This is a genomic window from Burkholderia metallica (genome assembly GCF_001718555.1).
GTDB lineage: Bacteria > Pseudomonadota > Gammaproteobacteria > Burkholderiales > Burkholderiaceae > Burkholderia > Burkholderia metallica.
Genome location: NZ_CP013401.1, coordinates 3530290 through 3556612 on the forward strand (window position 1 = coordinate 3530290; position 26323 = coordinate 3556612).

Annotated in this window: 25 protein-coding genes; 9 read left to right on the top strand and 16 right to left on the bottom strand. The window is 64.9% G+C overall.

Annotated elements, in window-relative coordinates; genetic code table 11:
* Positions 1 to 22 precede the first annotated feature (22 nt).
* Positions 23 to 1411: an FAD-dependent oxidoreductase gene (locus WJ16_RS15980; RefSeq protein WP_069257880.1), complete on the top strand. Its 1389-nt coding sequence runs from the start codon at positions 23 to 25 to the stop codon at positions 1409 to 1411.
* Positions 1412 to 1527: 116 nt separating this feature from the next.
* On the opposite strand, the gene WJ16_RS15985 is transcribed toward WJ16_RS15980, so the two are convergent.
* The gene (locus WJ16_RS15985; RefSeq protein ID WP_069257881.1) at positions 1528 to 2253 is read right to left on the bottom strand and encodes a phosphonate utilization associated transcriptional regulator; all 726 of its coding nucleotides are present in this window, start codon (positions 2251 to 2253) and stop codon (positions 1528 to 1530) included.
* A 161-nt stretch (positions 2254 to 2414) separates the two neighbouring features.
* Positions 2415 to 4586 (bottom strand): phosphocholine-specific phospholipase C, encoded by a 2172-nt coding sequence (locus WJ16_RS15990; RefSeq protein WP_069257882.1) that lies wholly within the window; start codon positions 4584 to 4586, stop codon positions 2415 to 2417.
* Positions 4587 to 4816: 230 nt separating this feature from the next.
* On the opposite strand from WJ16_RS15990, the gene WJ16_RS15995 reads away from it, so the two are divergent.
* On the top strand, positions 4817 to 5734 hold the full coding sequence (locus WJ16_RS15995; RefSeq protein ID WP_069257883.1) for a LysR family transcriptional regulator: 918 nt from the start codon (positions 4817 to 4819) through the stop codon (positions 5732 to 5734).
* Between the two features lie 121 nt (positions 5735 to 5855).
* On the opposite strand, the gene WJ16_RS16000 is transcribed toward WJ16_RS15995, so the two are convergent.
* On the bottom strand, positions 5856 to 7496 hold the full coding sequence (locus WJ16_RS16000) for an L-lactate permease (RefSeq protein ID WP_069257884.1): 1641 nt from the start codon (positions 7494 to 7496) through the stop codon (positions 5856 to 5858).
* 638 nt (positions 7497 to 8134) lie between these two features.
* Here WJ16_RS16000 and WJ16_RS16005 point away from each other — a divergent pair.
* Positions 8135 to 8449, top strand: coding sequence for a DUF4148 domain-containing protein (locus tag WJ16_RS16005; RefSeq protein WP_069257885.1), 315 nt, complete (start codon positions 8135 to 8137; stop codon positions 8447 to 8449).
* A gap of 105 nt (positions 8450 to 8554) precedes the next feature.
* Here the strand turns inward: WJ16_RS16005 and gshA are convergent, their stop codons facing one another.
* The 3 genes from gshA to ada form a co-directional block, all read right to left on the bottom strand.
* Positions 8555 to 10168 (bottom strand): glutamate--cysteine ligase, encoded by a 1614-nt coding sequence (gshA, locus tag WJ16_RS16010; RefSeq protein WP_069257886.1) that lies wholly within the window; start codon positions 10166 to 10168, stop codon positions 8555 to 8557.
* 459 nt (positions 10169 to 10627) lie between these two features.
* Positions 10628 to 11587: a DNA-3-methyladenine glycosylase family protein gene (locus WJ16_RS16015; protein WP_069257887.1), complete on the bottom strand. Its 960-nt coding sequence runs from the start codon at positions 11585 to 11587 to the stop codon at positions 10628 to 10630.
* Positions 11584 to 12675 carry a bifunctional DNA-binding transcriptional regulator/O6-methylguanine-DNA methyltransferase Ada gene (ada, locus tag WJ16_RS16020; RefSeq protein ID WP_069257888.1) on the bottom strand — a complete coding sequence of 364 codons (1092 nt, stop codon included), beginning with the start codon at positions 12673 to 12675 and terminating at the stop codon, positions 11584 to 11586. Before ada ends, WJ16_RS16015 begins: the two co-directional genes overlap by 4 nt.
* Positions 12676 to 13107: 432 nt before the next feature.
* On the opposite strand from ada, the gene WJ16_RS16025 reads away from it, so the two are divergent.
* A complete protein-coding gene (locus WJ16_RS16025; protein ID WP_069257889.1) occupies positions 13108 to 13521 on the top strand; it encodes a VOC family protein in 414 nt (137 codons plus the stop codon).
* Positions 13522 to 13542: 21 nt separating this feature from the next.
* Here WJ16_RS16025 and WJ16_RS16030 read toward each other — a convergent pair whose 3' ends face one another.
* The 3 genes from WJ16_RS16030 to speG form a co-directional block, all read right to left on the bottom strand.
* Entirely contained in the window at positions 13543 to 14097 is a 555-nt protein-coding gene (locus tag WJ16_RS16030; protein WP_069257890.1) for a YaeQ family protein, read from the bottom strand.
* 212 nt (positions 14098 to 14309) lie between these two features.
* Positions 14310 to 14657 (bottom strand): surface attachment protein Sap1, encoded by a 348-nt coding sequence (gene sap1, locus WJ16_RS16035; protein ID WP_059232871.1) that lies wholly within the window; start codon positions 14655 to 14657, stop codon positions 14310 to 14312.
* Positions 14658 to 15158: 501 nt separating this feature from the next.
* Positions 15159 to 15701 (bottom strand): spermidine N1-acetyltransferase, encoded by a 543-nt coding sequence (speG, locus tag WJ16_RS16040; protein ID WP_069258100.1) that lies wholly within the window; start codon positions 15699 to 15701, stop codon positions 15159 to 15161.
* Positions 15702 to 15840: 139 nt separating this feature from the next.
* Between speG and WJ16_RS35300 the strand changes: the two genes are divergently transcribed.
* The 3 genes from WJ16_RS35300 (at position 15841) to WJ16_RS16050 (ending at position 17886) form a co-directional block, all read left to right on the top strand.
* Positions 15841 to 16011, top strand: a complete 171-nt coding sequence (locus WJ16_RS35300) for a hypothetical protein (RefSeq protein WP_167375374.1) — start codon at positions 15841 to 15843, stop codon at positions 16009 to 16011.
* A 157-nt stretch (positions 16012 to 16168) separates the two neighbouring features.
* A complete protein-coding gene (locus WJ16_RS16045) occupies positions 16169 to 16417 on the top strand; it encodes a DUF2795 domain-containing protein (RefSeq protein WP_069258101.1) in 249 nt (82 codons plus the stop codon).
* Positions 16418 to 16527: 110 nt separating this feature from the next.
* Positions 16528 to 17886, top strand: coding sequence for a sensor domain-containing diguanylate cyclase (locus tag WJ16_RS16050; protein ID WP_069257891.1), 1359 nt, complete (start codon positions 16528 to 16530; stop codon positions 17884 to 17886).
* Positions 17887 to 18291: 405 nt separating this feature from the next.
* Here the strand turns inward: WJ16_RS16050 and WJ16_RS16055 are convergent, their stop codons facing one another.
* Positions 18292 to 18819: a hypothetical protein gene (locus WJ16_RS16055; protein ID WP_069257892.1), complete on the bottom strand. Its 528-nt coding sequence runs from the start codon at positions 18817 to 18819 to the stop codon at positions 18292 to 18294.
* A gap of 31 nt (positions 18820 to 18850) precedes the next feature.
* Entirely contained in the window at positions 18851 to 19027 is a 177-nt protein-coding gene (locus tag WJ16_RS35935) for a DUF6402 family protein (RefSeq protein ID WP_367648834.1), read from the bottom strand.
* Between the two features lie 263 nt (positions 19028 to 19290).
* Between WJ16_RS35935 and WJ16_RS33345 the strand changes: the two genes are divergently transcribed.
* Positions 19291 to 20508: a DUF6402 family protein gene (locus WJ16_RS33345; protein WP_084636029.1), complete on the top strand. Its 1218-nt coding sequence runs from the start codon at positions 19291 to 19293 to the stop codon at positions 20506 to 20508.
* 495 nt (positions 20509 to 21003) lie between these two features.
* Here WJ16_RS33345 and mnmE read toward each other — a convergent pair whose 3' ends face one another.
* Entirely contained in the window at positions 21004 to 22398 is a 1395-nt protein-coding gene (mnmE, locus tag WJ16_RS16060; RefSeq protein ID WP_069258102.1) for a tRNA uridine-5-carboxymethylaminomethyl(34) synthesis GTPase MnmE, read from the bottom strand.
* Positions 22399 to 22733: 335 nt separating this feature from the next.
* On the opposite strand from mnmE, the gene WJ16_RS16065 reads away from it, so the two are divergent.
* A complete protein-coding gene (locus WJ16_RS16065) occupies positions 22734 to 23165 on the top strand; it encodes a transcriptional regulator (RefSeq protein ID WP_069257893.1) in 432 nt (143 codons plus the stop codon).
* 107 nt (positions 23166 to 23272) lie between these two features.
* On the opposite strand, the gene yidC is transcribed toward WJ16_RS16065, so the two are convergent.
* The 4 genes from yidC to rpmH form a co-directional block, all read right to left on the bottom strand.
* On the bottom strand, positions 23273 to 24940 hold the full coding sequence (yidC, locus tag WJ16_RS16070; RefSeq protein WP_069257894.1) for a membrane protein insertase YidC: 1668 nt from the start codon (positions 24938 to 24940) through the stop codon (positions 23273 to 23275).
* An 8-nt stretch (positions 24941 to 24948) separates the two neighbouring features.
* The gene (yidD, locus tag WJ16_RS16075; RefSeq protein WP_006489939.1) at positions 24949 to 25215 is read right to left on the bottom strand and encodes a membrane protein insertion efficiency factor YidD; all 267 of its coding nucleotides are present in this window, start codon (positions 25213 to 25215) and stop codon (positions 24949 to 24951) included.
* 75 nt (positions 25216 to 25290) lie between these two features.
* Positions 25291 to 25752 (bottom strand): ribonuclease P protein component, encoded by a 462-nt coding sequence (rnpA, locus tag WJ16_RS16080; protein ID WP_069257895.1) that lies wholly within the window; start codon positions 25750 to 25752, stop codon positions 25291 to 25293.
* Between the two features lie 15 nt (positions 25753 to 25767).
* Entirely contained in the window at positions 25768 to 25902 is a 135-nt protein-coding gene (gene rpmH / locus WJ16_RS16085) for a 50S ribosomal protein L34 (protein WP_004198824.1), read from the bottom strand.
* Positions 25903 to 26323: the final 421 nt, after the last annotated feature.

Genomic DNA, 26323 nt, shown 5'->3' on the forward strand with positions numbered 1-26323 from the left:
CCCCTTTTCGACGAACTCTTCCATGCGACCCTTCTGGATCGAACACGCGTTGTTCAACGACGGCGATCTCGCCCCCGCGCTGCAAGGCGAGACGCGGGCCGACGTGTGCATCGTCGGCGGCGGCTTCACCGGGCTCTGGACCGCGATCCAGACGAAGCAGCAGAACCCCGCGCTCGACATCGCGATCGTCGAGGCCGACCTGTGCGGCGCCGGCGCGAGCGGCCGCAACGGCGGCTGCCTGCTCACGTGGTCCGCGAAATTTTTGACGCTGCGGCGGCTATTCGGCGAAGCCGAGGCGATCCGGCTCGTGAAGGCATCCGAAGCGGCCGTGCAGCACATCGCCGATTTCTGCCGCGCGCACGACATCGATGCCGAGCTGCGGCTCGACGGCACGCTGTACACAGCGACGTCGCGCGCGCAGGTCGGCACGCTCGCGCCGGTGCTCGACGCGCTCGCCGCCTGCGGAATCCACAGCTACGAGCCGTTGCCGCCCGCCGAAGTCGCGCGCCGCTCGGGTTCCGCGCGCAATCTCGACGGCGTCTACTCGCCGATCGCCGCGACCGTGCACCCGGGCAAGCTCGTGCGCGGGCTGCGCCGCGTCGCGCTCGCGATGGGCATCCGGATCTACGAACGCACGCCGCTGCTCGACTTCACGCCCGGGCAGCCGGCCGTCGTGCGCACGCCGTCCGGCAGCGTGCGGGCGGACAAGCTCGTGTTCGCGATCAATGCGTGGATGGCGAGCCGCTTCCCGCAGTTCGAACGCACGATCGCGGTCGTGTCGAGCGACATGGTCATCACCGAGAAATGCCCGGAGCTGCTGGAGCGGACCGGGCTCGTGGACGGCGTGTCGGTGCTCGATTCGCGGATCTTCGTCTACTACTACCGCACCACCGCCGACGGGCGGCTGATGCTCGGCAAGGGCGGCAACACGTTTTCGTGGCGCAGCCGCATCGCGCCTGTGTTCGACCGTCGCTCGCCATACGAGGCGCAGCTCACGCGGAGCCTGCGCGAATTCTTCCCGTCGCTTTCCGGTGTGCCGATCACGGCGAGCTGGAACGGGCCGTCGGACCGCTCGGTGACGGGCTTCCCGTTCTTCGGCCGCCTCGACGACGCGCCGAACGTGTTCTACGGCTTCGGCTATTCGGGCAACGGCGTCGGGCCGACGTATATGGGCGGGCAGATCCTGTCGTCGCTCGTGCTCGGCCTCGACAACGCGTGGACACGCAGCCCGATCGCGCGCGGCCCGCTCGGATCGTTCCCGCCGGAGCCGATCCGATATGTCGGTGCGCACGTGGTGCGGAACGCGATCCGCCGCAAGGAGCGCGCGGAGGACGAGAACCGGCAGCCGGCGATTGTCGATAGGTGGCTCGCGAAGTTTGCGAGTGCGGCGGGGAAGGCGGATAAGGCTTGAGGTGTGATGAGACGGACTGGGTGTCGTCGAGACGGTTGTCGTGACGCTTGCTTCGGCGCAGCTATCTGCCCGGCGAACCAGTGTCGTCTATGTGCGGCGACAACGCACGCGGTGGCTCACGCCCCCGCTTTCTCCCGCGCCGCCTTCCCCGCCACCGGCAGCCCCTGCTCGTGCGTGCGGCGCATCCGCGCGAGGCCGTGTGCGACGTGCTCGCGCACGAGCGCGACGGCCTTTTCCTCGTCGCCGGCCGCGAGCGCCTGCACGATCTTGTCGTGCTCGGCCGCCGACACCGCGATCGCATCCTCCTCGGCCTCGATCGCCGCCTGGCGCAGCAGCCCGAGCTGGCGCACGAGCCGGCGATAGGTATCGGTGAGATGCGTATTGCCGACGCCGACCACCATCGCGTCGTGAAACTGCACGTTCAGCTCGGTATAGCGCGTGACGTCGTGCGTCTTCGCGGCGTCCTTCATCGACTGGATGATGCCCTTCAGCACTTTCAGCGTGTCGGGCGAGATGCGCTTCGCGAGCGCGCGCGCGACCGACTCGTCGAGCATCGCGCGCACTTCGTAGATCTCCTCGGCCTCGCGCAGCGGCACGACGCGCACGGTCACGCCGCGGTTCTTCTCGTTGCGCAGCAGCCCGGCCTGCTCGAGCGCGCGGAATGCCTCGCGCACCGGGCCGCGCGACACGTTCAGCTTCGTCGCGATATCGACTTCGTTGAGCTTCTCGCCGGGCGCGTACTCGCCTGACACGATCGCCCGCTCGAGCATGTCCTGGACGATCATCGCGAGCGACTGGCTTTGCAGGAGTTCGATGGCGGTGAGTGCGTTCGGGGCGGTCATGGTCGGGCAGGCAGCGCAGCTGCGGTGAAAACGAGGGCGCCATATCGGCGCATGATCGTTGTATACCCTCGCCCGACCAGATTGTCAACAGTTTTCAGTTTCCAAAGTTCAATCGCGCGGCCGGCGCGCACACGCCGGACCGCACGATCTCGGCCTCCTCGTCAGGCCGTCTGCTTCACCGGCCCCGGATCGCTTTGGCTCGGCCGGCCGGTCTCGACGTGGCCGGCGAAGCGGCGCACGACCTTGTCGTCGCCGCCGCGCAGCGTCGTCGCGGTAATCGTCAGATCGTACCAGCCGTGACTCGACGACAGCTCGAAGTGCCCCTCGACGCGCTCGCCCGGCTCCAGCGTGTAGGTGCGCGCAGGCGCATGGCTGTATGCGTTGTCGACCGTCACGCGGCACGTCGCGCGCCCGCTGTTGCGCAGTTGCAGATACACGTGGCGGTTGCGCACGTCGTAACCGATCTTCGCCTCCGGGTTCGCGTGGCGGCCGTCCACGGCGAGCCGCGTGTTGCCCTGGAACTCGCACAGATAGCCGTTCGGGCCGTATGCCGCGAGATGGTAGTCGCCGCGCGCGGCCGACGTGTTCCACGTGTCGACGAAGCGGTCGTGCGCGGACACCGCGTAGCGGCGCGGCGGCGTCGCCGGGTTGCGGCGGTCGTACACGTAGAACGCCGCGCCGGCGTCGCCGGTGTTCGCGAAGTCGAGCGACACGGTGTCGTCGTGCCCGCTCACGCGGCTGTGCACGAACAGCTCGTACGGCAGCGCACGCGCGGGCCGCGTGCCGGGCTCCTGCACGGGCATCGACTGCTGCGCGGGCACCTGGTACGCGTGGCCGGCGGTGGCGATGTGCTGCGGCACCGTGAAGCTCACCGTGCGCGTATCGGGGCGCGCGGAGAAGTCGAACGCGGACGTCAGGTCGCCGCAGATCGACCGGCGCCATGCGCTGATGTTCGGCTCCTTCACGCCGAAACGCGCTTCGAGGAAACGCAGCACCGACGTATGGTCGAACGTCTCCGAGCAGACCCAGCCGCCCTTCGTCCACGGCGAAATGATGATCAGCGGCACGCGCGGCCCGAGGCCGATCGGCTGGATGCCGCCCGGGTCCGCGCCCGGCACGAGCGGGCTCATTTCGCCCGGGTACTTGTTCAGGTCGAGCAGCTCGTCGCCGAGATTCGACAGCAGGTTCGACGACACGATGCCCTGGCCGCCCACGCCGCTCGTGACCGGCGGCACCGGCGGCACCACGTGGTCGAACAGCCCGTCGTTCTCGTCGTAGTTGAGGATGAACACCGTCTTCGCCCAGACCTCCGGGTTCGACGTCAGCGCCTCGAGCACCATGTTGATGTAGAACGCGCCGTCGGTCGGCGACGCCTGCGGGTGCTCGCTGTACTTGTACGGCGCCACGATCCACGACACCTGCGGCAGCCGGTTCGCCTGCACGTCGGCCTTCAGTTCGGCGAGCGTGTGATCCGACGCGCCCTTGTCGACCAGCGGGCCGCTGGCGCCTTCCTTCACCTGGAAGCGCTTGAAGAACATCAGCGAGTTGTCGGTGTAGTTGTCGGTCGGATCGCCCGGGATGCCGGTGCCGCCCTGGTACACCTTCCAGCTGATCTTCGCGTTCTCGAGGCGTTCCGCATAGGTCGTCCACGTGTAGCCGTTCACGTCGTCGCGCTCGCCGATGCCCGGGCCGTTCGGCGGGTTGCCGTAGATGTTGCGCGAGTCGACCGTGCCGGTCCACAGGTAGATGCGGTTCGGCGCCGTGTCGGCGTGCGCGGAACAGAAGTACGAATCGCAGATCGTGAACGCGTCGGCCAGCGCGTAGTGGTACGTGAGGTCCTGGCGCTTCAGGTAGCCCATCGTCAGCACGTCCTGCTTCTGGTTCACCCACTGGTCCCACTGGCCGTTGTTCCAGGACAGGTGGCCGCTGCTCCAGCCGTGGTTGGTGCCCGGCTGGAATTCGGTCGTCTGCTTCGGATCGAGGTAGAACGGCAGCACGTACGGCGCCGACGGATCGAGGCCGCGCGAATGGTAGTTCTTCGTGAATACCGACGCCGGCGGCTGCTGCCACACCGGCGCGCCGTTCGGCAGCAGGTGCGGGCGCGGGTCGTTGAAGCCGCGCACGCCGCGCAACCCGCCGAAGTAATGGTCGAACGAACGGTTTTCCTGCATGAAGATCACGACGTGTTCGACGTCGCGGATCGTGCCCGTGCGATAGGCGGCCGGCATCGCCAGCGCATTGCGGATCGCGGGCGGGAAGCCTGCGTAGGCGGCCATCGCGCCGGCCGACTGCGCGGCGAGGCGCAGGAAATCGCGTCGATTGTTCGAGGACATGAAGAGAACCCTGTTGTCGGTAGAAGTGGGGGCGCCGGTCGAGCGGGGCCGGCGGTGATGCGTTGCCCGTTATTACCCCGCACCGGCATGTCCCGGCCGTGACCGGTTACCGCAGGTTTCTTTGGGTGATTCACAGGAATTTTTTCGAAGCGGCGCACGACGCGCCTTTCATCCGGCGGTCATACGCGTGCGCTACGCTGACGCGCGATACAGAGGGGAGAAGCCGAGTCGTGTTCGATCAGCTGAAGGCGTTCCACGCGACCGTCCGGCAGGGCAGCATCACGCGCGCCGCGCGCCACCTGGGCGTGAGCCAGCCGACGATCGCCGCGCAGATCCGGCAGGTCGAGCAGGTGTACGGCGTCGAGCTGTTCTACCGCAGCGGCCGCAAGCTCGAGGTGACCGACACGGGCATCGAGCTGCTGCCGCTCGTCGAGAAGATGATCGCGCTCGAAGCGCAGGCCGACATCATGCTGCGCAATGTCGGCGGGCTGTTCGAAGGCCACCTGCGGATCGGCGCGACGGGCCCGTACTACATCATGGATGCGGTCGGCCGCTTCTCGAATGCGCATCCGTCGATCGCGCTCACGTGCCGGATCGGCAACTCCGAGGAAATCCTGCAGGCGCTGCAGGAGTTCCGCATCGATCTCGCGGTGTCGTCGCAGCGCAATGACGCCGACGGCCTCGAACGCAAGGTGATCTCGACCGATCCGCTCGTGCTCGTCGTGCATCGCTCGCATCCGCTCGCGCGTTTCGACGCGATCGAGCCGGCGCAGCTCGCCGACGTACGGCTGCTGATTCGCGAGGAAGGCTCGGTCACGCGTCGCTGCACGGAGACGATTCTCGAAACCGCGGGCGTTTCGGCCGTATCGGTCGCCGAAATCGGCAGCCGCGAAGCGATTCGCGAGGCGATCCTGCATGGCGTGGGCGGCAGCCTCTTTCCGCTCGGCGAGGCCGAGCGGCATCCGGACCTGCGCGTGATCGTGCTGCGCGGCGTCGATACGACGATCGACGAATACGTGTACTACCTGAAGGCGCGCCGCCAGAGTCCCGCGATCGACGCGTTTCTCGCGTGCATCCTGCCGGACGGCAGCGACACCGCCGGTGCCGATGAAGCCGGCCCCACGGCACGGCGGGCGAACGCGCGCTGAACTGCCGCGCGTTCGCCGGTTCCGTGCTTCACTGGCGCGCTTCACTGGCGCGCTTCACCGGAGCTTTTCCCGCGCCTTCCCTCGTCTTTCCTCGTGCCTTCCTTCCGTCGTTGCGCTCACGTCATTTCGGCAGTGCCGGAATCATCCACGTCAATACGTGCTGCTGCAGGAACACCAGCACGCCGAGCAGCAGCGTGAGGATCACGCTGTGCCAGAACGTGCGGGCGAACACGACGCCCTCCTGCCCCTTCAGGTCCGTCGTCGATACGCCTGTGGCGATGTTCTGCGGCGAGATCATCTTGCCCATCACGCCGCCCGACGAGTTGGTCGCGGCCATCAGCACCGGATCGAGGCCGAGCTGGCGCGCGGCGACGACCTGCAGGTTGCCGAACAGCGCGTTGCCCGACGTGTCGCTGCCGGACAGGAACACTGCGATCCAGCCGAGCGACGCGGAGACCAGCGGGAACAGCGCGCCCGTCGACGCGACGCCGGTGCCGAGCGTGTAGCTGATGCCCGAATAGTTGAGCAGGTACGCGAGCCCGACGATCATCATCACGGTGACGATCGCGATCCATGTTTGCCGCCAGGTCTTCACCACGCATTCGAGGAATGCGCCGACGCCGGTGCGCGTCAACGCCGCCGTGACGATCGCCGACACCAGGATCGCGGTGCCCGTGCCGAGCGGCTGGAAATCCCAGATCGCCGCATACGGCTTGTGGTACAGCGACACGAACACGGCATTGTGCAGCCCTGGCCACTTGATCTTCACGTCGCCGATCGCCGCGATGTTCGCGTGCACCCACACGATCACGACCACCGACACGACGAGCCAAGGCAGCCAGCCGCCGAAGCCCGCGCGCGCGGCGCCGGCCGCGGCCGGCACGCTGCGCGCGAGCGCGTATTGCGGATCGGGCTGCGGCTTCCACACCTGCAGGAAGCCGATCGTGACGATCAGCGACGTGAGCGACGACAGCACGTCGGTGAGCTGGTAGCCGAGGAAGTTCGACGTGACGAACTGAGCGAGCGCGAAGCTGGCGCCCGACACGAGCAGCGCAGGCCACAGCTTCGAGATGGAGCGCAGCCCGCCGTATGCGCCGACCACGTAGAACGGCAGCAGCAGCGCGAAGAACGGCAACTGGCGGCCGACCATCTGCGCGAGCGTCGCGGGCGGCAGCGACGTGACCGCGCCGAGCACGGTGATCGGCACGCCGAGCGCGCCGAACGCGACGGGCGCCGTGTTGAACAGCAGCGTATAGGTGAGCGCTTCGAGCGCGGGAAAGCCGAGCGCGATCAGCAGTGCGCTCGTGATCGCGACCGGCGTGCCGAATCCCGAGATCCCTTCGAGCAGGCAGCCGAACGAGAACGCGACGACGAGCAGCACGAGGCGGCGGTCGTCGGGCAGGTTGTCGAGCATCCACTGCCGGAACTGGTCGAAGCGGCCCGATTTCACCGCGATGTTGTACAGCAGCAGCGCGTTGAAGACGATCCACATGACCGGCACGACCGCGAGCGCCATCCCCGCGCCGACCGCGTTGAACGCGAGCCCGGCCGGCATGCCCCATGCGCCGATCGCGACCGCAAGGCCCGCGACGAGGCCGGCGAGCGACGCCTGCCACGCAGGGCGGCGCAGCACGCCGAGCGCGATCAGCGCGACCACGATCGGGAGGGCTGCGACGAGGAAGGACAGAAGCAGCGAATGGGCGACGGGCGTCAACGGCTGCGCGAAGACGATGCCGGGCGGTAGGGCTTCGGTTGGGTTCATCTTGTCTCCTGTCGACCAGAGTTAGCGCTTTAGCGCTTACTCTGGTCCCATGGCGTGACTGGGTGGAGTTAGCGCTTCAGCGCTTACTCCACCCCCACGGCGGTCGGTCCGAGTTAGCGCTTCAGCGCTTACTCAGCCCCCATGCCGTGGTTAGGTAAGGTAAGCGCTCCAACGCTATCTCTGATCCCACACCTCATTCGAGCAACCCGAGTTGGCACTTCATCCTCCCCGGATTCGCTTCACCTCCTCACTCTCCCATCACGACCCCGGCCAGGCGCTTGCGCACGCAACGACGTTGCGCGGCCAACCGATCGGTCGCTTAAAAGAGGTTAGGAGGCGTGCGGCGCTTGTACAAGGGGGACAAGCCCGATGCGTGACGACCCGATACGGATCGGCCGCACATGCTGACCGGAACCTGTCCGGCCGCTGTCGCGCCCGCCATGCAACCCGTCACCCGCGGCATGCCGGCGGCTCACCGGCGAAACCCAACGTCGCCCCCCCGCGCAATGTTGCGCATGCTGCAAAGGTGCGTGACGACCCGCGGGATGTTTCGTTTGGCGTCCGAAGCCTAGACTGGTCGCATCGATTCCGCCCGCGCCGGCCACGGCGCGGCACCGGAACCTCACGGAGCGAACACGATGAAGACGATGAAACTGGCGGCCTGCGCCTGCGTGCTGATCGGCGCGGCCTTCGCCGCCCATGCGCAGGCCGCGTCGACGCTGACGCGTGCCGAGGTTCGCCAGGAACTCGTGGAATTGCAGGCCGCCGGCTACCGGACGAGCCTCGCAAGCAGTCCCGACTTTCCGGACAACATGCAGGAGATCATGCGCCGTGCCGCGCAGGCACGCGGCGACCGCGCCGGCTACGGCAGCGAAAGCGCGGCGGCACACGTGGAATCGGGCAAGCCGGCGCTGCCGCCCGCAATCGATCGCGACACGTACGCGCATCACTGACGACCGGTCGAACCGGCTCGAGCGCACAACGGCGCGCCCCGGCCGGCGACGGGAGGCACGCATCGCCCACCGCGCCGACCGGCGCGATGCACGATGCGTGATGCATCACACGCTGAAGCGGTTCAGCGTATACGCACGATAGGCCGCGACGAACGCGTCGAACGATCCGGCCTCCTTCGCTTCGAGCTCGGCCTGCTCGGCCAGCGACTTCGCGGCGAGCGCCTGCTCGGTGCGCAGCGTGTCCGCCGACGGCGGACGCGCGCGGAAATACGCAGCATGCGCTTCGCTCTGCGCGAGACCGAACGCGAGGAACGACTGGCCGTTCTCGCGCATCGTGCGCAGCACACGCGCGGACGGCGTGCGCTCCGGATCGGCGAGCTTCTCGCGCTGCGCGGCGATCGCGCGCACATGCTCGTCGCCGCCGCGGATTTCGTCGAGACGGCGGCCGACGGTTTCGATATCGGCCATCAGTTCGTCGGCCCACGCCTGCAGGGTGACCGGCTGGCCGTCACGCGTGAGCGTGAGCCCCGGCTTGCGGCCTTCCATCGTCACGCTGCCGAAGTTCGCGTTCGCTTCCTTGTACGCGGGACAGTCGAGCGCCGGGCTCTCGTCAAGCGCGCACGCGAGCAGGAACGCGTCGATGAAGCGCGCGGTTTCCAGCGCGATGCCGGTCGGCTCGAACGGATCGATGTCGAGACAACGCACCTCGATGTACTGCACGCCGCGCGACGCGAGCGCATGCAGCGGCCGCTCGCCCGAATACGTGACGCGCTTCGGCCGGATCGTCGAGTAGAACTCGTTCTCGATCTGCAGCACGTTCGTGTTGATCTGGATCCACTCGCCGTCGCGATGCGTGCCGATCGCCTCGTACGCCGGATACGGTTCGCTCACGGCCTTCGACAACGCGTCGAGATAGCCGGGCAGCGTGTTGTAGTCGACGTGCAGCGCGGCCTGGGCGGTCGTGTTCGAGTAGCCGAGATCGCTCATCCGCAGGCTGGTCGCATACGGCAGGTACAGCGTATCGGCGTCGAACGTGTCGAGCCGGTGCGGCTTGTCGCGCAGGAACTTCGTGTCGAGCGCCGGCGACGCGCCGAACAGGTACATCAGCAGCCAGCTGCGGCGGCGGAAGTTGCGGATCTGCGCGAGATAGCGCTCCGACTGGTAGTCGACGAGCGTGGCCGTCGAACCTTCTTCCGCATGCAGGCGCCGCCACACTTCCTCGTGCAGCGAGTAGTTGTAGTGGATGCCGGCGATGCACTGCATCGTGCGGCCGTAGCGATACGCGAGACCGCGCCGGTACACCGTCTTCAGGCGGCCGATGTTCGACGTGCCGTAGTCGGCGATCGGAATCTCGTCGTCGGCCGGCAGCAGGCCCGGCATCGAGTCGTTCCACAGCATCTCGTCGCCGAGCGACGCGTACACGTAGCGATGCAGATCGTCGAGACGTTCGAGCGTGATCGCGGCGTCGCCTTCCGCCGGCGTGATCAGTTCGATCAGCGCTTCGGAATAGTCGGTCGTCAGCGCCGGATGCGTGAGCGCCGAGCCGAGCGCGCGCGGATGCGGCGTGAACGCGATCATCCCGTCGCGCGTCACGCGCAGGCTTTCCCTTTCGATGCCGCGCAGGCCGTCGGGCAGATGCTGCCGCGTCGGGCCCGAGCTCAGCGCGTCGAGGCGTTTCAGCAGCAGTTCGGACTGGCGGTGAGTCATGGTGTTCGACATGGAGACGCAAGTGCGTGACGGCCGCGCGCAGAATGCCGCGCGCGACCGGCTGGATTGTTGGTCGCTTCGTTGGTAGCGGGCACTTTAACATCTCGCCGAAACCCGCGCTTGAGGTGGCTCCGGCCAGCGTGCGCGGGCCGCAGGGGCCCGCCGGACGGGCCGGTCGCGGCGCTCGCCGCGTCTGCCACCGGTTCCATGCAGTGGCAACGGGCATGCCGGTTACGCGCATTCGTCCGACGGAACGCGATGCACAAACGGACGGCGACAGGTGCAACCGTGCGGCGTGATCGAGCGGAGAATGACGGGGATGTGTGCGTCGCCCGGCCGGTTTTCGACGGGCGATGGGTGCGCTGAATGGCGCGGGCGGCCTGCGGATATCGGCACGACCTGCGCAACGGGTTGCATCGCGGCCTCGTCGGGTCGCACCCGGCCGCGGGCGTCGACGATCGCCCGCCTCCGTCACCCGCCGCGCGCGGCACCCGCCCGGTCGGCCACGTCGTTCCACAAATGCAGCGCCGCGTAGGCGCGCCACGGCCGCCAGCCTTCGGTGCGATGCTTCTGGGCCGTGAGCCGGTCGAGCGCCGGATCGCGCGCGGCGATCGACTGCATCAGCACGAGATCGGACGCCGGCCACGCGTCCGGATCGCGCCAGGCACGCATCGCGATGTATTCGACGGTCCACGGGCCGATGCCGGGCAAATCGAGCCACGCGCTGCGCAGCGTCGGGAGATCGGCATGCTCGCGATCGACGGGCACGTCGCCGGCCGCCACCGCGCGTGCCACGCCCGTCAACGCCGCCACCCGCTTGCCGGGCATCCCGATCTTGTCGAGGTCGCACGCGGCCAGCGCGTCGGGCGTCGGGAAGCGCCACGCGGGCGCGCCGTCGTCGTCCGGAATCACACGCTCGCCGGCCCGCTCGACGAGCCGCCCGACGATCGTCGTCGCGGCCTTCACGCTCACCTGCTGGCCGACGATCGCGCGCACGGCCAGCTCGAACCCCGACCATGCGCCCGGCACACGCAGCCCCGGCGCGGCCTCGACGAGCGGCGCGAACCACGGATCGCGCGCCAGCCCGCTGCCGATGGCGGCCGGATCGGCGCCGAGGTCGAACATCGTCGCGACGCGCATCGCGAACGCGTCGTCGACATGACGCACGATCGCGCCTTCGACCGTCGCGACCAGGCAATGCTTGCGCGGATGTTTCGCGACCGTGAGCCGGCCCGCGTCGCCATGCAGGTCGACGATGCGGCGATACACGCCGCCCGCCACCTGCTCGACGCCCGGAATCGCACGCCCGCTGAAGAAGCGCAGCACGCGCGCCCAGTCGTAAGGCGCATTGAAGCGCAGTTCCATTTGCGCGGACGGCGGCACAGGGCCGCCGTTCACGATGGATGTAATCGTCGTTTTTGCGATGCTCAAACTGCGCTGCCCTCCACTACGGATTCGGTTTGATCGTCGTGCACATGACGCGCTTCGGACGCGAGCAGCGTCGCCTTGCGGCGCACGCCCCAACGATACCCTGAAAGCGCGCCGCCCTTCTGTACGACGCGATGGCACGGGATCGCCAGCGCGACCGGGTTCGACGCGCAGGCCGACGCCACCGCGCGCACCGCCCGCGGCGCACCCAGCGCCTCGGCGATCTCCGAGTAGCTGCGCGTTTCGCCGTACGGAATATGCGTCAGCGCTTCCCACACGCGCTGCTGGAATGCGGTCGGCGCGATGTCGAGCGGCAGGTCGAACGCATGCCGCGTGCCGTCGAGATACGCGCGGATCTGCTCGACGAACGGCGCGAGCCGCGCGGGCGCCTCGACCAGCTCGGCGCGTGCGAACGCGTCCTTCAGCTCGCCGACGAGCGCCGCCGGTTCGTCGCCGAACGCGATCCGGCAGATGCCTTGCCCGGTCGCGGCGACGAGCACCGTGCCGAGCGGCGTCGCAGCGGTCGCATAGTCGATCCGCAAGCCGGCCCCCTGGCGGCGAAACGCGGACGGCGCCATCCCGAGCTCGCGCGGCACCGACGCATAGAGCCGCGACGGCGAGTTGAAGCCCGCGTCGACGGCCGCCTGCGTGACCGGCTGCCCGCTTTGGAGCGCCTGCCGCAGCGCGGCGCCGCGCTGCGCGGCCTGGTACTGCCGCGGCGACACGCCGACCACGCGCTTGAAGAGCCGCTGCAGGTGGAACGGGCTCACGTGCACGGCATCGCTCAGTGCCTGCAGCGAAATGCGTTCGGCATGCGCATCGAGCACCGCGCATGCGCGGTTGACGATCTCGAGCTCGCGCGGCAGCCCTTCCGGCTGGCAGCGTTTGCACGGCCGGAAACCGGCTGCGCGGGCGGCCGCCGGATCGGCGAAGAAGGACACGTTCTCGCGACGCGGCAGCCGCGACGCGCAGGTCGGACGGCAGAACACGCCGGTCGTGCGCACCGCATAGAAGAACGCGCCGTCCGCATGCGGATCGCGCTTGGTGATGGCGCCCCAGCGGGCATCGTCGGTCGGATAGGCGGTTTTCATCGGAACCCTCGCACTCTGTAGTGTAGATGGTGCCTACTCTAGACATCGGCACGTGCCGTCGCGCCCTGAATCTTGCTCTGTGATTCGGCCGAGATAATCAGGGGCGCATCCACTGAAAATAAATCCGGCAAAACGCGCGCGCCGGCTGCTCCGGCGCCGTTTTCGTCATCGTCCCGTCACCATTTTGCTGCACTGCGGATGCGACAAATCGCCGTCCTGACGTTTTTTTGCATTCGGAATATTGCGTCGCACCATCGCCGTGTGTATAGTTGGAACTGTCTCCTCCATGTCTCCTCCTGATATGGATTAAGCCCGTTCCGCTCTGCGTGAACGGGCTTTTTTTCGTCCGTCGATCGTGCCGCGGCCCGGCCGGCGGCGCAGGCGCGATGCGGCTACACTCGATGCTCGTCGACTGCGAAGGAGTATCCGTTCATGAAGCCCACCATCCGCGGGATCGATCACATCGTGCTGCGCGTGACCGACATGGCGGCGATGACGCGCTTTTACTGCGACGCCGTCGGCTGCCATGTGGAGAAGGAGCAGCCCGATCTGGGCCTCGTGCAGTTGCGCGCCGGCGACGCGCTGATCGACCTGCTGACGGTCGGCGGCCCGATCGACCGGCCCGACAGCGGGCCGCCCGGCACCGGGCGCAACCTCGATCACCTGTGCCTGCGCGTCGAGCCGTTCGATCCCGACGCGCTGATCGCCCATTTCGCCGCACACGGCGCCCGGCCGGGCGCGCCCGCGGAACGCTACGGCGCCGGCGGCTACGGGCCGTCGATCTACCTGTTCGACCCGGAAGGCAACATGGTCGAATTCAAGGGGCCGCCGGCCGCCGTCGGCTGAGCGCGGCCGGCGCGCGGGCCGTTACGCGTCCGCGCGCGCCTTCAATACCGTCCATTCGACCGCCACCGGATCGTGGTCGGCGCTCGAGATCCACGCGGCGCCGTCCTGCACCGTGCACTGCAGGCGCATCGTGCGCTCCGCGAGCCGCCCGAGCGCGGCCGCGACGCCGTCGCCCAGCGACAGCACCTGCACGTTGCGCAGCCGCTCGACCTTGCTGCGCACGCCCTGCCACCAGATCTCCGACGTCTTGCCGCCGTACGCGATCACCGTGACCTGCCCGGCGCGGCCGGCCGCCTTCGAGATGCGCCGTTCGTCGGGCTGGCCGGCCTCGATCCACACGTCGATCGCGCCCGTCAGATCCTTCTGCCACAGGTCGGGCTCGTCGACGTCCGACAGCCCCTTGCAGAATTCGAGCCGCTCGTGCGCAAAGAGCGCGAACGCGACGATTCGCACCATCATCCGGTCGTCGGTTTCCGACGGATGGCGCGCCACGGTGAGCGCGTGATCGGCGTAGTAATGCCGATCCATGTCGGCGATTTGCAGTTCGGCTTTGTAGATCGTGGATTTCAGCGCCATGCGGAGTCGGCCCGGGCGGGCATTCGGTTCGGTCGGGCCGTGATGATACCGAATGCGCGCCGTCCGGCGCGTGTCATGTGCGCCCCGGCGCCCCACAGCGCAACGGCCCGGCATGGGCCGGGCCGTGTTCGGTTCGCGCCGCCGGCCGATCGGGCCGGTGCGCTCGCGCGCGTCGTGCGACGGCGCGATGAACGGACAGTCGCTGCGTCGGGTTACTGCTTGACGAAGCGCGAATCGGTCCAGAGACCCTGCTGGTCGCTGTTGTCGGCACTGACGAACTGCACGTCGCCCTGATCGACCGACACCACGCGGAAGCGCTGGCCTTCCGGCACCGACAGGCAACGGTAGTCGTCGAAGTATTGCTGCTTCGCCTGCGACTTGCCGTCACGCTCGTGATTCAGTACGGAGTCCAGATTGTCTTTCGACAGGCAGCCCCATGCGTTCTTCGTCAACTGGATTTCCTGCTTCGGCTTGACGGCCGAATCGCCGCCGGCTTGGGCAATCGACACCGCGCAAAATGCGCCGACGAGGGCAAAAAGGATACCGGTACGCTTCATCATGTTCTGTCTCCAGGCTTGCGGGCACCAGGCTGGGTTAGCTATGCGTTTAAAGATGATCGTGAACCCGCGTTTTTCACTTTAGAAGACCGGCAAGCGATAGCAAGCACATTTGTTGTGCGACCGCAATAGCGGCGGATTGTCGCACCCCGTGCGCAGCCCGTTTTTTGCGCGATGCGCCCGCGCATCGATGCGGGCCGTATCGCGCAAGGGCCCGCGCCGCCGGTTGGAAAGCGTTGCTCAGCAAGGCTTTCATCAAATTTACAACAGGGCAATTGAACGGTTTGGATAATCCATTTCGCTACCCGGATCATTTTGATGCGTTGCACATAAAGTCATCCGAAATGATTCGACTTTACCGCAACGCGGAATCGCATTTACCTGATACAAGAAAAATGCCAGGTATAAGCGAATCAGTATTTATCCGTACTTCCCCGCATGTATCCGGTGCCCACGTAAGCCCCGCCGCGGGCGGCATTCATCGATGTTTTTTACCCGGCGGATTCAGGCGGATTGCTCGCGCTCGAAATAATCGCGCTGAAAAATGCACATCCGAAAAGCGTTGTGATACGCGCCGTTTCCGAAAAATTCTTCCCTCAATTCGGCCTCGTGCTGGAATCCGCATTTCTCGTATACGTGAATCGCCGCCGCATTCGACGTATCGACGATCAGGTACAGCTTGCGCATGTTCAGCACCTTGAACGCGTACTCGATCGCGAGGCGCGTCGCCTGCCCCGCATAGCCGCGCCCCTGGCACTGCGGCGCGATGATGATCTGGAACTCGCCGCGTCGATGGATGTAATCGAGCTCGATCAGCTCGACGAGGCCGACCAGCTCGCCTTGCGCATCGACCGCGACGAAACGGCGCTCACGCTGGTCGTGCACGTGGCGGTCGTACAGTTGGGACAGTTCCGAGAAGGTTTCGTACGGCTCCTCGAACCAATAGCGCATGATCTTGGCGTCGTTGTTCAGCTCGTGGACGAAGCGCAGGTCCTGGCGCTCCAGCGGCCGCAGCGCGAGCGTGTGGGTATCGTTCTGGAGTTGCATGTTCATGTCCTTTTTTGATGCCGGCGCACGGGCGGCACGGCCGCATCCGGGCCTGTTCCGCGCTGTAAGAAATTGAACGCGGGCGAAGTTCAGAGCCTAGAATGGGAGCAAGGGTTCCTGCCACCGCAAGGAGGCTATCGTGATCGAGCAAGTGATACTCGGTATATTCCTCGTGCTGCCGCTCGTGATCGTCGCGGCGCTGTTTTCCGACGAGCTGTGGCAGGAACATCGGCGCCAGCATCCCCGCGACGACAATGCACCGCATATCGACTGGAAGCATCCGTGGCGCCGCGTGCGACGCGGGCATTGAGTCCGGGCACCGTTCATCCGCACGGTGCGCCGGCCTGGCTGCTTCGGCATGTGAACGCGTGACGCGCGCTGTTGCGCGCCCCATTCCGCACCCGGATTCCGCCTCGATCCGTTACCTGTTCGACCTGCTCAACCCGCTCACTCCGCGAGACGCCGCCGTGAACGACCAGCCCGACCCGCCGCCGCACGACATTCCTAGCGAAACGATCGACCTGCAGATCGCCGACGTGCTGGCAGCCGTCCGCTATCCGGCCAACAAGGACGCGATCGTCGATGCCGCGCGCGACGCCGGCGCCAGCAACGACGTGCTGTCGATGCTCGACGGCCTGCCCGAGCAGGACTACGCGGACGTCGACGCCGTCACCCGCTGGGTCGCCGGCAACTTCGGTCCCGGCCTCGGGGTTTGAGCGCGCACCCATAACGCGATAGGATCAGGCCGCACCGGTCGCATCGCGGCCGGTTGCCTGTCGCCCGACGCAAAGATCGGGCGTTTTCGCCTACGTGACCGGGGAACGCCATGGAAGGCATCCTGATCCAGCACACGACGCAACGTCAGCTCTGGTTCGGCGCGCTGACGGCGCTCGTCATCTTGCTTGCGCTCGGGATCGCCGCGCCGCACGCGAACGTCGCGCTGCCGGCCGTCGAGCCGTTCATGCCGATGTGCGCGCTCACCGTGTTCACGACCGCGAGCATCGCGGCATTCTTTCTCGGCGCGCAGTTCACCGTGACGCGCCAGCCGGTGCTCGGTGCGCTCGGCGGCGCCTACGCGTTCACTGCGCTGGCCGTCGCGCTGCAACTGCTCACCTTTCCCGGCGTATTCGCGCCGCACGGGCTGTTCGGCGCGCAACCGCAAAGCGCCGCGTGGATGTGGATCTTCTGGCACGCCGGCTTCCCGGGTTTCGTGATGGTTGCGCTGCTTGCGCGCGAGCGGCTGGCGCGCGCCCCGATCGGCGCGCGGCAGACACGCTGGTGGACGCTCGCGCTGATCGGCGGGCCTGCTGTCGCCGCCGGGCTGCTGTGCCTGTTCGCGCTGAACGTGTCGCTGCCGCCCGCGTTTCATCCGCCGGGCGACGCGGCGCTGCTGCCCGTCAACGGCGTCGCGCTCGTCGTGTGGCTGCTCAATGCGCTGGCGCTCGTCGCGGTGCTCGCCACCGGCCGGCTGCGCACGACGCTCGACCTGTGGCTCGCGATCGCGGTGCTCGCATGCCTCACCGACACGACGCTGAACCTGATGAGCACGAATCGCTTCACGGTCGGCTGGTATCTCGCACGCGTGTTCAGCATGTTCACGCCGGGCGTGCTCGTGTGCGTGCTCGCGTGGGAAGTGACGATGCTGTACCAGCGGCTCTTCGAGGCGCACGCGACGCTGATCCGTTCGTCCGCGCGCGACGGCCTGACGGGCGCGTTCAACCGCAGCCACTTCAACGATCACTTTCACATGCTGTTCCTGCAGGCGCGACGGCAAGGCGAACCGCTGTCGCTGCTGATGGTCGACGTCGATCACTTCAAGGCGTACAACGACGCGTTCGGTCACGTGAAGGGTGACGCATGCCTGATCGCGGTCGCGAATGCGCTCGCGAGCGCGGTGCGGCGGCCCGCCGACATCGTCGCGCGTTACGGCGGCGAAGAGTTCGCGATCGTGCTGCCGAACACGGGCGCGCGCGGCGCGCGGGTCGTGGCCGACGAAGCGCGCGAAGCCGTGCTGCGGCTCGATCTCGCGATGCCCGACTCGCCGGCTGGACGCGTGAGCGTCAGCGTTGGCTGCGCGACCGTGTCGGCCGACGACCTGTCGACGCCCGATGCGTTGATCGAAGCCGCCGACGCCGCGCTGTATCGTGCGAAGGATGCGGGGCGAAACCGGGTCGTCGTCGCCTGAAATGTCTGCTGTTTGGCTAATTGTTACGGTCATTGTGACCGGAATAATCCGCCGTTACGGATTGCGGAGCAGGGAAACGATCGCTTACAGCCGGTGTTGTGGGCGCTCGCTATGCTGGGTTTCACATATTGAACCCGAGCAGGTGAACGCGATGAAGAAGACCCTTTTGCTGATTGCCGGCGTCGCCGTGTTGTTGAGCGGCTGTATCGTCGTGCCTGACGGCGGGTATTACGGCGGTGGCGGGTATTACCATCACCATCATTGGGATTGAGGCGGGTGGGGGTCCGGATGGGTTGATCGGCATGCTCGCCCATGCTGGATCGATGATCCGGACCGCAACTCAATCAGGCGTCCCCTCCCTTGAGCGCGATGTGCTGGCGAAGCATGGGCGTCGAACGTGATCTGCTAGGGAAGCCGCGCCATCATCCGGTCAAGAAGAGTCGGTGGCAAACTGATTTCGCCAAATGTTTCGCCGAACTCGAGCCCTTGGGGGTACATCAATGCCTCCTTCGCCCAATGAAGCTCAACGGGTATGCGAGACCCGTCCCGATACGTTCGCTCGGCAACGAGACGCTCGCCCTCCCTGTCGTAAAGCCTGAGAACGATCGTATCTCCAAAATAGCAGTATCGTGCCCAATAGCCTCCGTGCGGGGAGCGTTCGATTTTTTGCGTGCGTGAATCGCAAATCGCGCGCAGTTGTACGTCTTTCCAGTAGCTCCAGCCAAACCCGAGGACAGTGACGACGGCAGCCGAAACGAATGCGCGTCGAATGAAAATCCAAACCTCCTTCGCAACAACATCAGCCCAACTTCCTGAGCCAGACAAGAAAGAGTTTAGCAACCGCACTATCGAAGCGAGCACGATAACGGGCAATACTATCGCCAGAAGAGCGAGCGCCAACCATATGCCCGACTCATTAATATTCACATTCATGCGAATCGAAGCCTAATGGGTTCTCGCAACGTTATATAGCGGTGATCTGAAAAATAACGAAATCGCCACCTCGACGATGACGTTGCTGCCACTCGCGAAATGAATTATTCCGAACCGGGTAATAGACATTCCCCGCGACTCGTACATCACCCACCGCAACGGGATATTCTACCCATGGAATATCCGCTGCACCGGCCACCGTTGGCACCAGGACAATGATAGCTAACGCCCGACCTGCTACCTTGGCGAGAAAAATAAAAAGTCACAACCCCTTTGAGTATCTGCACACCTATCGACGGCCTCAAGATCCCGGTGCGCTTAGACGACCAATAAAACCCCATGAATATTTGACCCAAAACTCAGTCACATTAGCAACGATTTCGAACTAGTCCGATTGATTTTACGGGTGCGGTCACGCTAGCGTAACAGGCATCGCGCATACCACCCAACATCACCGGATCCCAAATAGAAATGGCATCGAACAATGAAAAAATTCCCTATTTCACGATAAATAAAATTTTCTGGAAGTGGAAACTTCACGATGGTGCCGATGGATGCAAGATTGTTCCAAATATCTCGTTATCCATGGATAAACCTGCGTCGCCGCTTCCGGTGCAACAAAAATCGAACGCAACCGAACTCAAACATTCCTCCGCCACGCCCAAGCGCGACTCGCTTGACAAAATGGTTGATGACTTGGAAAAGGCCGGCAAGGCGCTGGCACGCTTTCAAGTTTGGCTAAATGCCTCCGCCCCTCCCAAACCCGCCATCGTGAAACTAAAAAAGAGCGATTCTGTACCAGCGTTCGATATTCAAGAGATTCCCGCAGCAATGCGTAAAATGTACCTCCCGACATCTGCCAAACTTATGGAGCGATGGTTCTCTGGAAAGTTAAATTATTCACGGACTTCCTCGGATGAATCGCTAGAAATCAATCAAGATGGAAAACCATATCCATCCGACATGTATGACATGTCCACTATTAAATTGGATTGGATTATGCGCTTCCCCCGAGCGAAGCGGCAATTCGACCACCTTATTAATAAAATGATTCGCTCATCCAAATCCAGAGTCGAGCTTTACAAACTATTGATCCCGCATAAAGACTGCGCAGCGCGACTCTACACCGACGACATATGTGGCAATGATCTTCGGGATTTGCACCGAAGATTCCAATTTCAATACTCAAAAGTAGACAGCACGTTTGGGCAAAAAATCGAAACTCAATTAGATGCACAACTTCGCAACAATGGTGTGCCTGACGACCTATCCGGAGCACTCGGATCCTTCAATATCTATGCGGCGCTCGGAAGCGCGCGCTTCTCGTGGGACGTGGATTCACACAGAACAATAGCTGAAGTGACCGGAGTGTGGGTATATGTGAAAGACAACTATACATTCACCGACAAATCTAATGAGCGATCCCAATACTTAGGGCATTGGAGTAGCGACGGCGTCATCATTGTTCCATATAGTGGAATCGCCGCATTCTCGAACTCCGAGCATATCCCATATGTCAAATATGCCGTCGCCAGAGGTGATCCACTCGTCAAGGAAAACGTCCACTATCCGGTAGAAAATATTGATTTTAGAAAATGGTCCGAGATACATGGCAGAGGCGGAGACTTTATCACCTACTCTGACAAAAAATTCATCCCAATCTCCCCTCCCATAGAAATTTCACTATGATCAAATTCAACAATAAATCATGACAATTTCTTTGAAAATTACTTATACACTGCTCGCCACGGCACTGATTGGCACCTTTGCCTTTGACAGAACGCCTCGAGGGGAAGAGTGCAGAACGTCGATATCTCCGGATGGAATGTATCTTGCCGACCTGTGCCTTTTAGATTGGGTTCCAGGTGGAGATTCACGGTATGTCGGCCGCGTATACATCGCACAAACTGGGAGGTTAATAGCCCAGCACACATTCAGTACACCGACTCCCGCAATTTCCTGGAATAGTTATAGCGAGGCCTACGTCTCATTTTCAAAAGGTGACGGCGGAGATGATTCTGTATATGTGTCGCTGCCGCCATCGTTTATCGATCGGGTGCTAGCGGCCCGTCCGCATCTGTAAAACCACAGTGTCAATCTGACTGGCAGTCGTCACGCGGATGCAGGCACGTTCTATTGCCGGGCGATAGCTGTGCCATTCCCGCCCCGCAATCCTTTTCGCTTCTATTTCCCGATACAAAACCTGCTGAAAATCACCCCCAGCAGATCATCCGAAGTGAACTCCCCGGTAATCGCATTGAGCTGCTCCTGCGCAAGCCGAAGCTCCTCGGCAAACAGATCCAACGACTGCGCCCTTTGCTCCGCATGATCCGCGGCCTGCGCCAGATGCTCCTGCGCGGCCCGCAACGCGATCAAATGCCGCTCGCGCGCGAGATACACGCCTTCGGCCCCCGCCTGCCACCCGGCGATCCGCAGCAACTCCGCACGCAGCATGTCGATCCCGTCACCGCGCTTCGCCGACAGATGCACCTCCGTCAGATCGCCTTCCGCGGCCGGATGTTCGACGCACGCCGCCACACCGGTCAGATCCGTCTTGTTCAGCACGCGTACCACCGGCACGCCGCCCGGAAACCGCGCCGCGATCGTCTCGTCGTCCGCCGTCATCCCGGTGCGCGAATCCAGCAGATGCAGCACGACGTCCGCACGCTCGATCTCGCTCCACGTCCGCGCGATGCCGATCCGCTCGACCTCGTCCTCCGTCTCGCGCAACCCGGCCGTATCGATGATGTGCAGCGGAATCCCTTCGACCTGGATCGTCTGCGCAACCTTGTCGCGCGTCGTGCCCGCGATCGGCGTGACGATCGCCAGCTCCGCACCGGCCAGCGCATTCAGCAACGACGACTTGCCGACGTTCGGCTGCCCCGCGAGCACGACCGACAGCCCCTCGCGCAACAGCGCGCCCTGCCGCGCATCGCCGAGCACGTGCGCGAGCTGCGCGCGGATCTTCGCGAGCTTGCCGCGCGCGTCGGCCGCTTCCAGGAAATCGATCTCTTCTTCGGGGAAATCGAGCGTCGCCTCGACCAGCATCCGCAGCGTGATCACGTCGTCGACGAGCGCATGGATCTGCCGCGAAAACGCCCCGTCGAGCGAACGGCCGGCCGAACGCGCCGCAGCTTCGGTGCTGGCTTCGATCAGGTCGGCAACGGCCTCGGCCTGTGCGAGATCGAGCTTGTCGTTCAGGAACGCGCGCCGCGTGAATTCGCCGGGCTCCGCGAGCCTGAGCCCGAAGCCGCGACCCGCATCGAGGCAGCGCTGCAGCAGCAGTTGCATCACGATCGGCCCGCCATGCCCCTGCAACTCGAGCACGTGCTCGCCGGTGTACGAATGCGGCGCCGGGAAATACAGCGCGATCCCGCGGTCGAGCGGCGCGCCGTGCTCATCGAGAAACGGCACGTAGCTCGCATGGCGCGGCGCGAGCTTCTGTCCGCACAACGCGTCGATCAGCGGCAACGCGGCCGCTTCGCCGCCGCGCCCGAACGACACGCGGACGACCCCGATGCCTCCGCGGCCGGCAGCAGTGGCAATAGCGACAATCGGATCGGAATCGGTAGCGAGCATGGGAATCGGATGAATCGGGTGATCGGAGAATATGGTGCGCCCGCGCAACAGTTCGTGCATCGGAACGCCGGCATTGTAGCGTGCCGGCACACGCGCCACCGGCCGCCGCGCGGGATTCGGACGCGCCCGAATTTATCCCGCCGGGGATAAGCCAGACATCAGTCGAGCGTCATTTCGCAGCCCCCGTTTCGGACGAGTATGGCTGCTGGAGCAGCCCAACGCTACGTCCCTCAATTCCACTCCCAACCTGATCAGGACCGGGATTCGTCTGAACGAGTTATGTTTATCCTAAACGGTTGTCTGAAACGCGCCGGTAGAATTGCACAATCTCCCCCATGCCGACACCCGAAGAAAAAGCCGCGTTCTCGGAACGCCTGAAATTCGCCCTGCGGCGCAGCCCGGAGAAGGTCACCGGTGCGACCGAGCTGGCGAACCGATTCAATCTGCGTCACCGCGGAGCCCAGCCCGTTTCGCCGCAAACCGCGCATAAATGGCTGACGGGGCGGACGATTCCGACATCGGACAAACTCGCAACGCTCGCCGAATGGCTGCGCGTCGAACTTCACTGGTTGCATTACGGCCCGTCGCCGAGCGTGATCGAACACCCGACGCCGCAACCGCTGCCGCGCGACGCACGCTATCCGCCGACACCCGAGACGATCGAACTCGCGTCGAAGATCGAAGCGCTGGCGCCCCATCATCGTTATCTCGTGCAGGAACTGGTCGAGGAGTTCTACGGCGACGCGAGCGACGCGAAGAAGGGCTGAACCCGCACCGCAACCGCGGCAGGCAAAAAGCAAAAAGCCGCATGGCAAACCATGCGGCTTTTTTTCGTGCGTCGCGGGCGGCGAGCCGCCCGTGAGCGCAACGGGCGTCAGGCCGGTTTCTTCTTGGCCCCGCCGAGCTTGCGCGTGATGTAGTACTGCTGTGCGATCGACAGCACGTTGTTCACGACGTAGTACAGCACGAGGCCGGCCGGGAAGAAGAAGAACATCACCGAGAACGCGATCGGCATGAACTTCATCATCTTCGCCTGGACCGGGTCCGGCGGGGTCGGGTTCAGGCTCGTCTGCACGTACATCGACACGGCCATCAGCACCGGCAGGATAAAGAACGGATCGCGCTGCGACAGGTCGTGAATCCACAGCACCCACGGCGCGCCGCGCATTTCGACCGATGCGAGCAGCACCCAGTACAGTGAGATGAACACCGGGATCTGGATCACGACCGGCAGGCAGCCGCCGAACGGATTGACCTTCTCGGTCTTGTACAGCTCCATCAGCGCGGCGTTCATCTTCTGCGGATCGCTCTTGAAGCGTTCGCGCAGCGCCTGCATGCGCGGCGTGATTTCCTTCATCCGCGCCATCGACTTGTAGCTCGCAGCCGACAGCGGGAAGAACACGGCCTTGATCAGAATCGTCAGCAGCACGATCGACCAGCCCCAGTTGCCGATGTAGCCGTGGATCTTCTCGAGCAGCCAGAACAGCGGCTTCGCGATGATCGTCACCCAGCCATAGTCCTTCACGAGCTCCAGGCCCGGCGCGATGCCTTCGAGCATGCGCTCTTCTTCCGGACCGGCGAACAGGCGCGCCTGCACGTCGGCCGACTGGCCCGGCGCGATCGCGGCGACCGGCTGCTTCACGCCGACGCGGTACAGCGTCGGATCGATCTTCTCCGCGTAGATGTCGCGCTTCACGCCCTGCTGCGGAATCCACGCCGACGCGAAGTAGTGCTGCACCATCGCGACCCAGCCGTTGTCGGCGGAGGTCACGTAGTCGGCCTTGTTCTTGTCGAGGTCGCTGAAGTTGATCTTCTGGAAGTGCTTCGCGTCGGTATAGACCGCCGGCCCGAGGAACGTGTGCGAGAACATCGGCGTTTCGACGGCCGTGTTGTCGCGCACGAGTTCCATGTAGACCGTCGGCGTGACAGGCGTCGTGCCGACGTTGTCGATCTTGGTGTCGACGCCGATCACATAGCTGCCGCGCGTGAACGTGTAGGTCTTCACGACCTTCACGCCGCCCTTCACCGGCGATTCGAACGACAGCTTCAGCGCATTCTGGTCACCCGTCAGCGACGTCGAGCCGGGGTTCAGCTGCGTGTAGACGTCGTTGTGGTTCGGGAAATCGCCGCCGAGCAGGCCCGAGCGCGCGAGATACGTGTGGCCGGCCGTGTGGTCGAACAGCGTGATGTACAGGTCGGGCTGCTTGCCGTCGCCCTGCTTCTTCAGCGTCAGCTTCGCGAGCGTGCCGCCGCGCGTATCGATTTCGCCGTCATACACGTCGGTCGAGAACTTCACGAGCTGCGCCTGGGCGGCCGGTGCCGTCGTCGACGGTGCGGCGCCGGCTGCGGCGGCAGGCACTTCACCTGCGGTCGTCGTCGTCGCGCCCGTGCCCGATGCGCCGCCGGCAGCGGCCGCGGGGGCCGATTGCGTGGCGCTCGGGAAGAACATCGACGGGCGTCCATGGGAGCGCTGCCAGTTGTCGTACAGCATGACAGCTGACATGAAGAAGATCACCCATAGGACGGTGCGTTTGATATCCATGCGTTGTCTCAGAGTCGATGGGACCGCGCGTCGGCTTCGCCGCGAGCGCGAGTGTCGGAGTTGGGCGGCGGGACGAGGTCGATGCCGCCCGCGGAAAACGGATGGCATCGGCACACGCGCCTGACGGCGAGATACGTGCCGCGCGCGGCGCCATGATACTGGATTGCCTCGCGCGCGTAATCCGAACAGGAAGGATAAAAACGGCAACGGTTGCCGAGCATCGGGCTCACGGCAACCTTGTAGAAGCGCAGCAAGGCGATCAATACCGTTTTCATACCTTGGGCGGCGCCGTACGACGCCGCGTCAAAAACGGCCGGACGGGCGCGAACGCCGCGCCGGGCACGGATGCGTCACTCGGACGCGGGCTTCGACACGCGGCGGGCGATTTCCCGGACTGCCCTGTCGAGCAGTTCGCGGATCTCGGCCGCGCACATCGCCGCGAGCGGGGCGGAAGCCGCGCTCGGCAGCGCTTTCTTGTCGAAGCGCGTGTGCTGCCGCAGCAGCAGGTCGTAACCGGCGAATTCGGCCCGGCGCAGGCGAAACGCATCGCGCGCCAGCCGCTTCACGAGATTACGGGTTACCGCTCGCGGCGCATACTTCTTGCCGATGACGAGCCCCAGACGTGCAGGCTGACCGGTCGGCTTGCCGTAAATCACGAAGTGCGCGGAGCGCCGCCAGGGGCGCAAACGAAAAACGGATGAAAATTCATCCGTTTTCAGAAGTCGCGCAGCTTTCGGGAAGGCGGCTTTCGTCTGCGACGGATTCGCACCCGGCTCGACGGCACCTTCCGCACCACTGCGGACGGCGGACACAGCGCGCAACCTGCCTTAGATGGCGAGGCGCTTGCGGCCCTTCGCGCGGCGAGCGTTGATGACCTTGCGGCCACCTGCCGTCTTCATGCGGACACGGAAGCCATGGGTGCGCTTGCGGCGCGTCACGGACGGTTGGTAAGTACGTTTCATGATGTTCTCACTTGTTCGAGAATGTCGAAATTCAGGGGACCGCGTGCCCTTAACCGGAGGCATTCGGGCGAACGCAATCGCCGGGAATACAGGATTGGTTTTCGCGGAACCCGCTATTTAAACCGTTTTTCTCTTGACGGTCAATACTTTACGCGTCACGCGCCTGTGCCGGCCCGCGCCGATCCGGCCCCGCGACCCACCCTTCCGGCCTGTGGATAAGTCCCGCTGTGGCCGCGTTTGGCGTTAGAATCTCGCCTTATCTCCAAGAATCCCGCACGCCGCTTCGGCTCCCGCCTGCCTCTCCACGACTGTGACGCAGGCGTCCGAGGCACGCTCGCACGACCGCTTCGGGCCTTGTTGCGTGACCGCGACAAGGGCGCCGGCGAGCCGCGCTGTGCATGCAAAAAACGACAGCTACTTG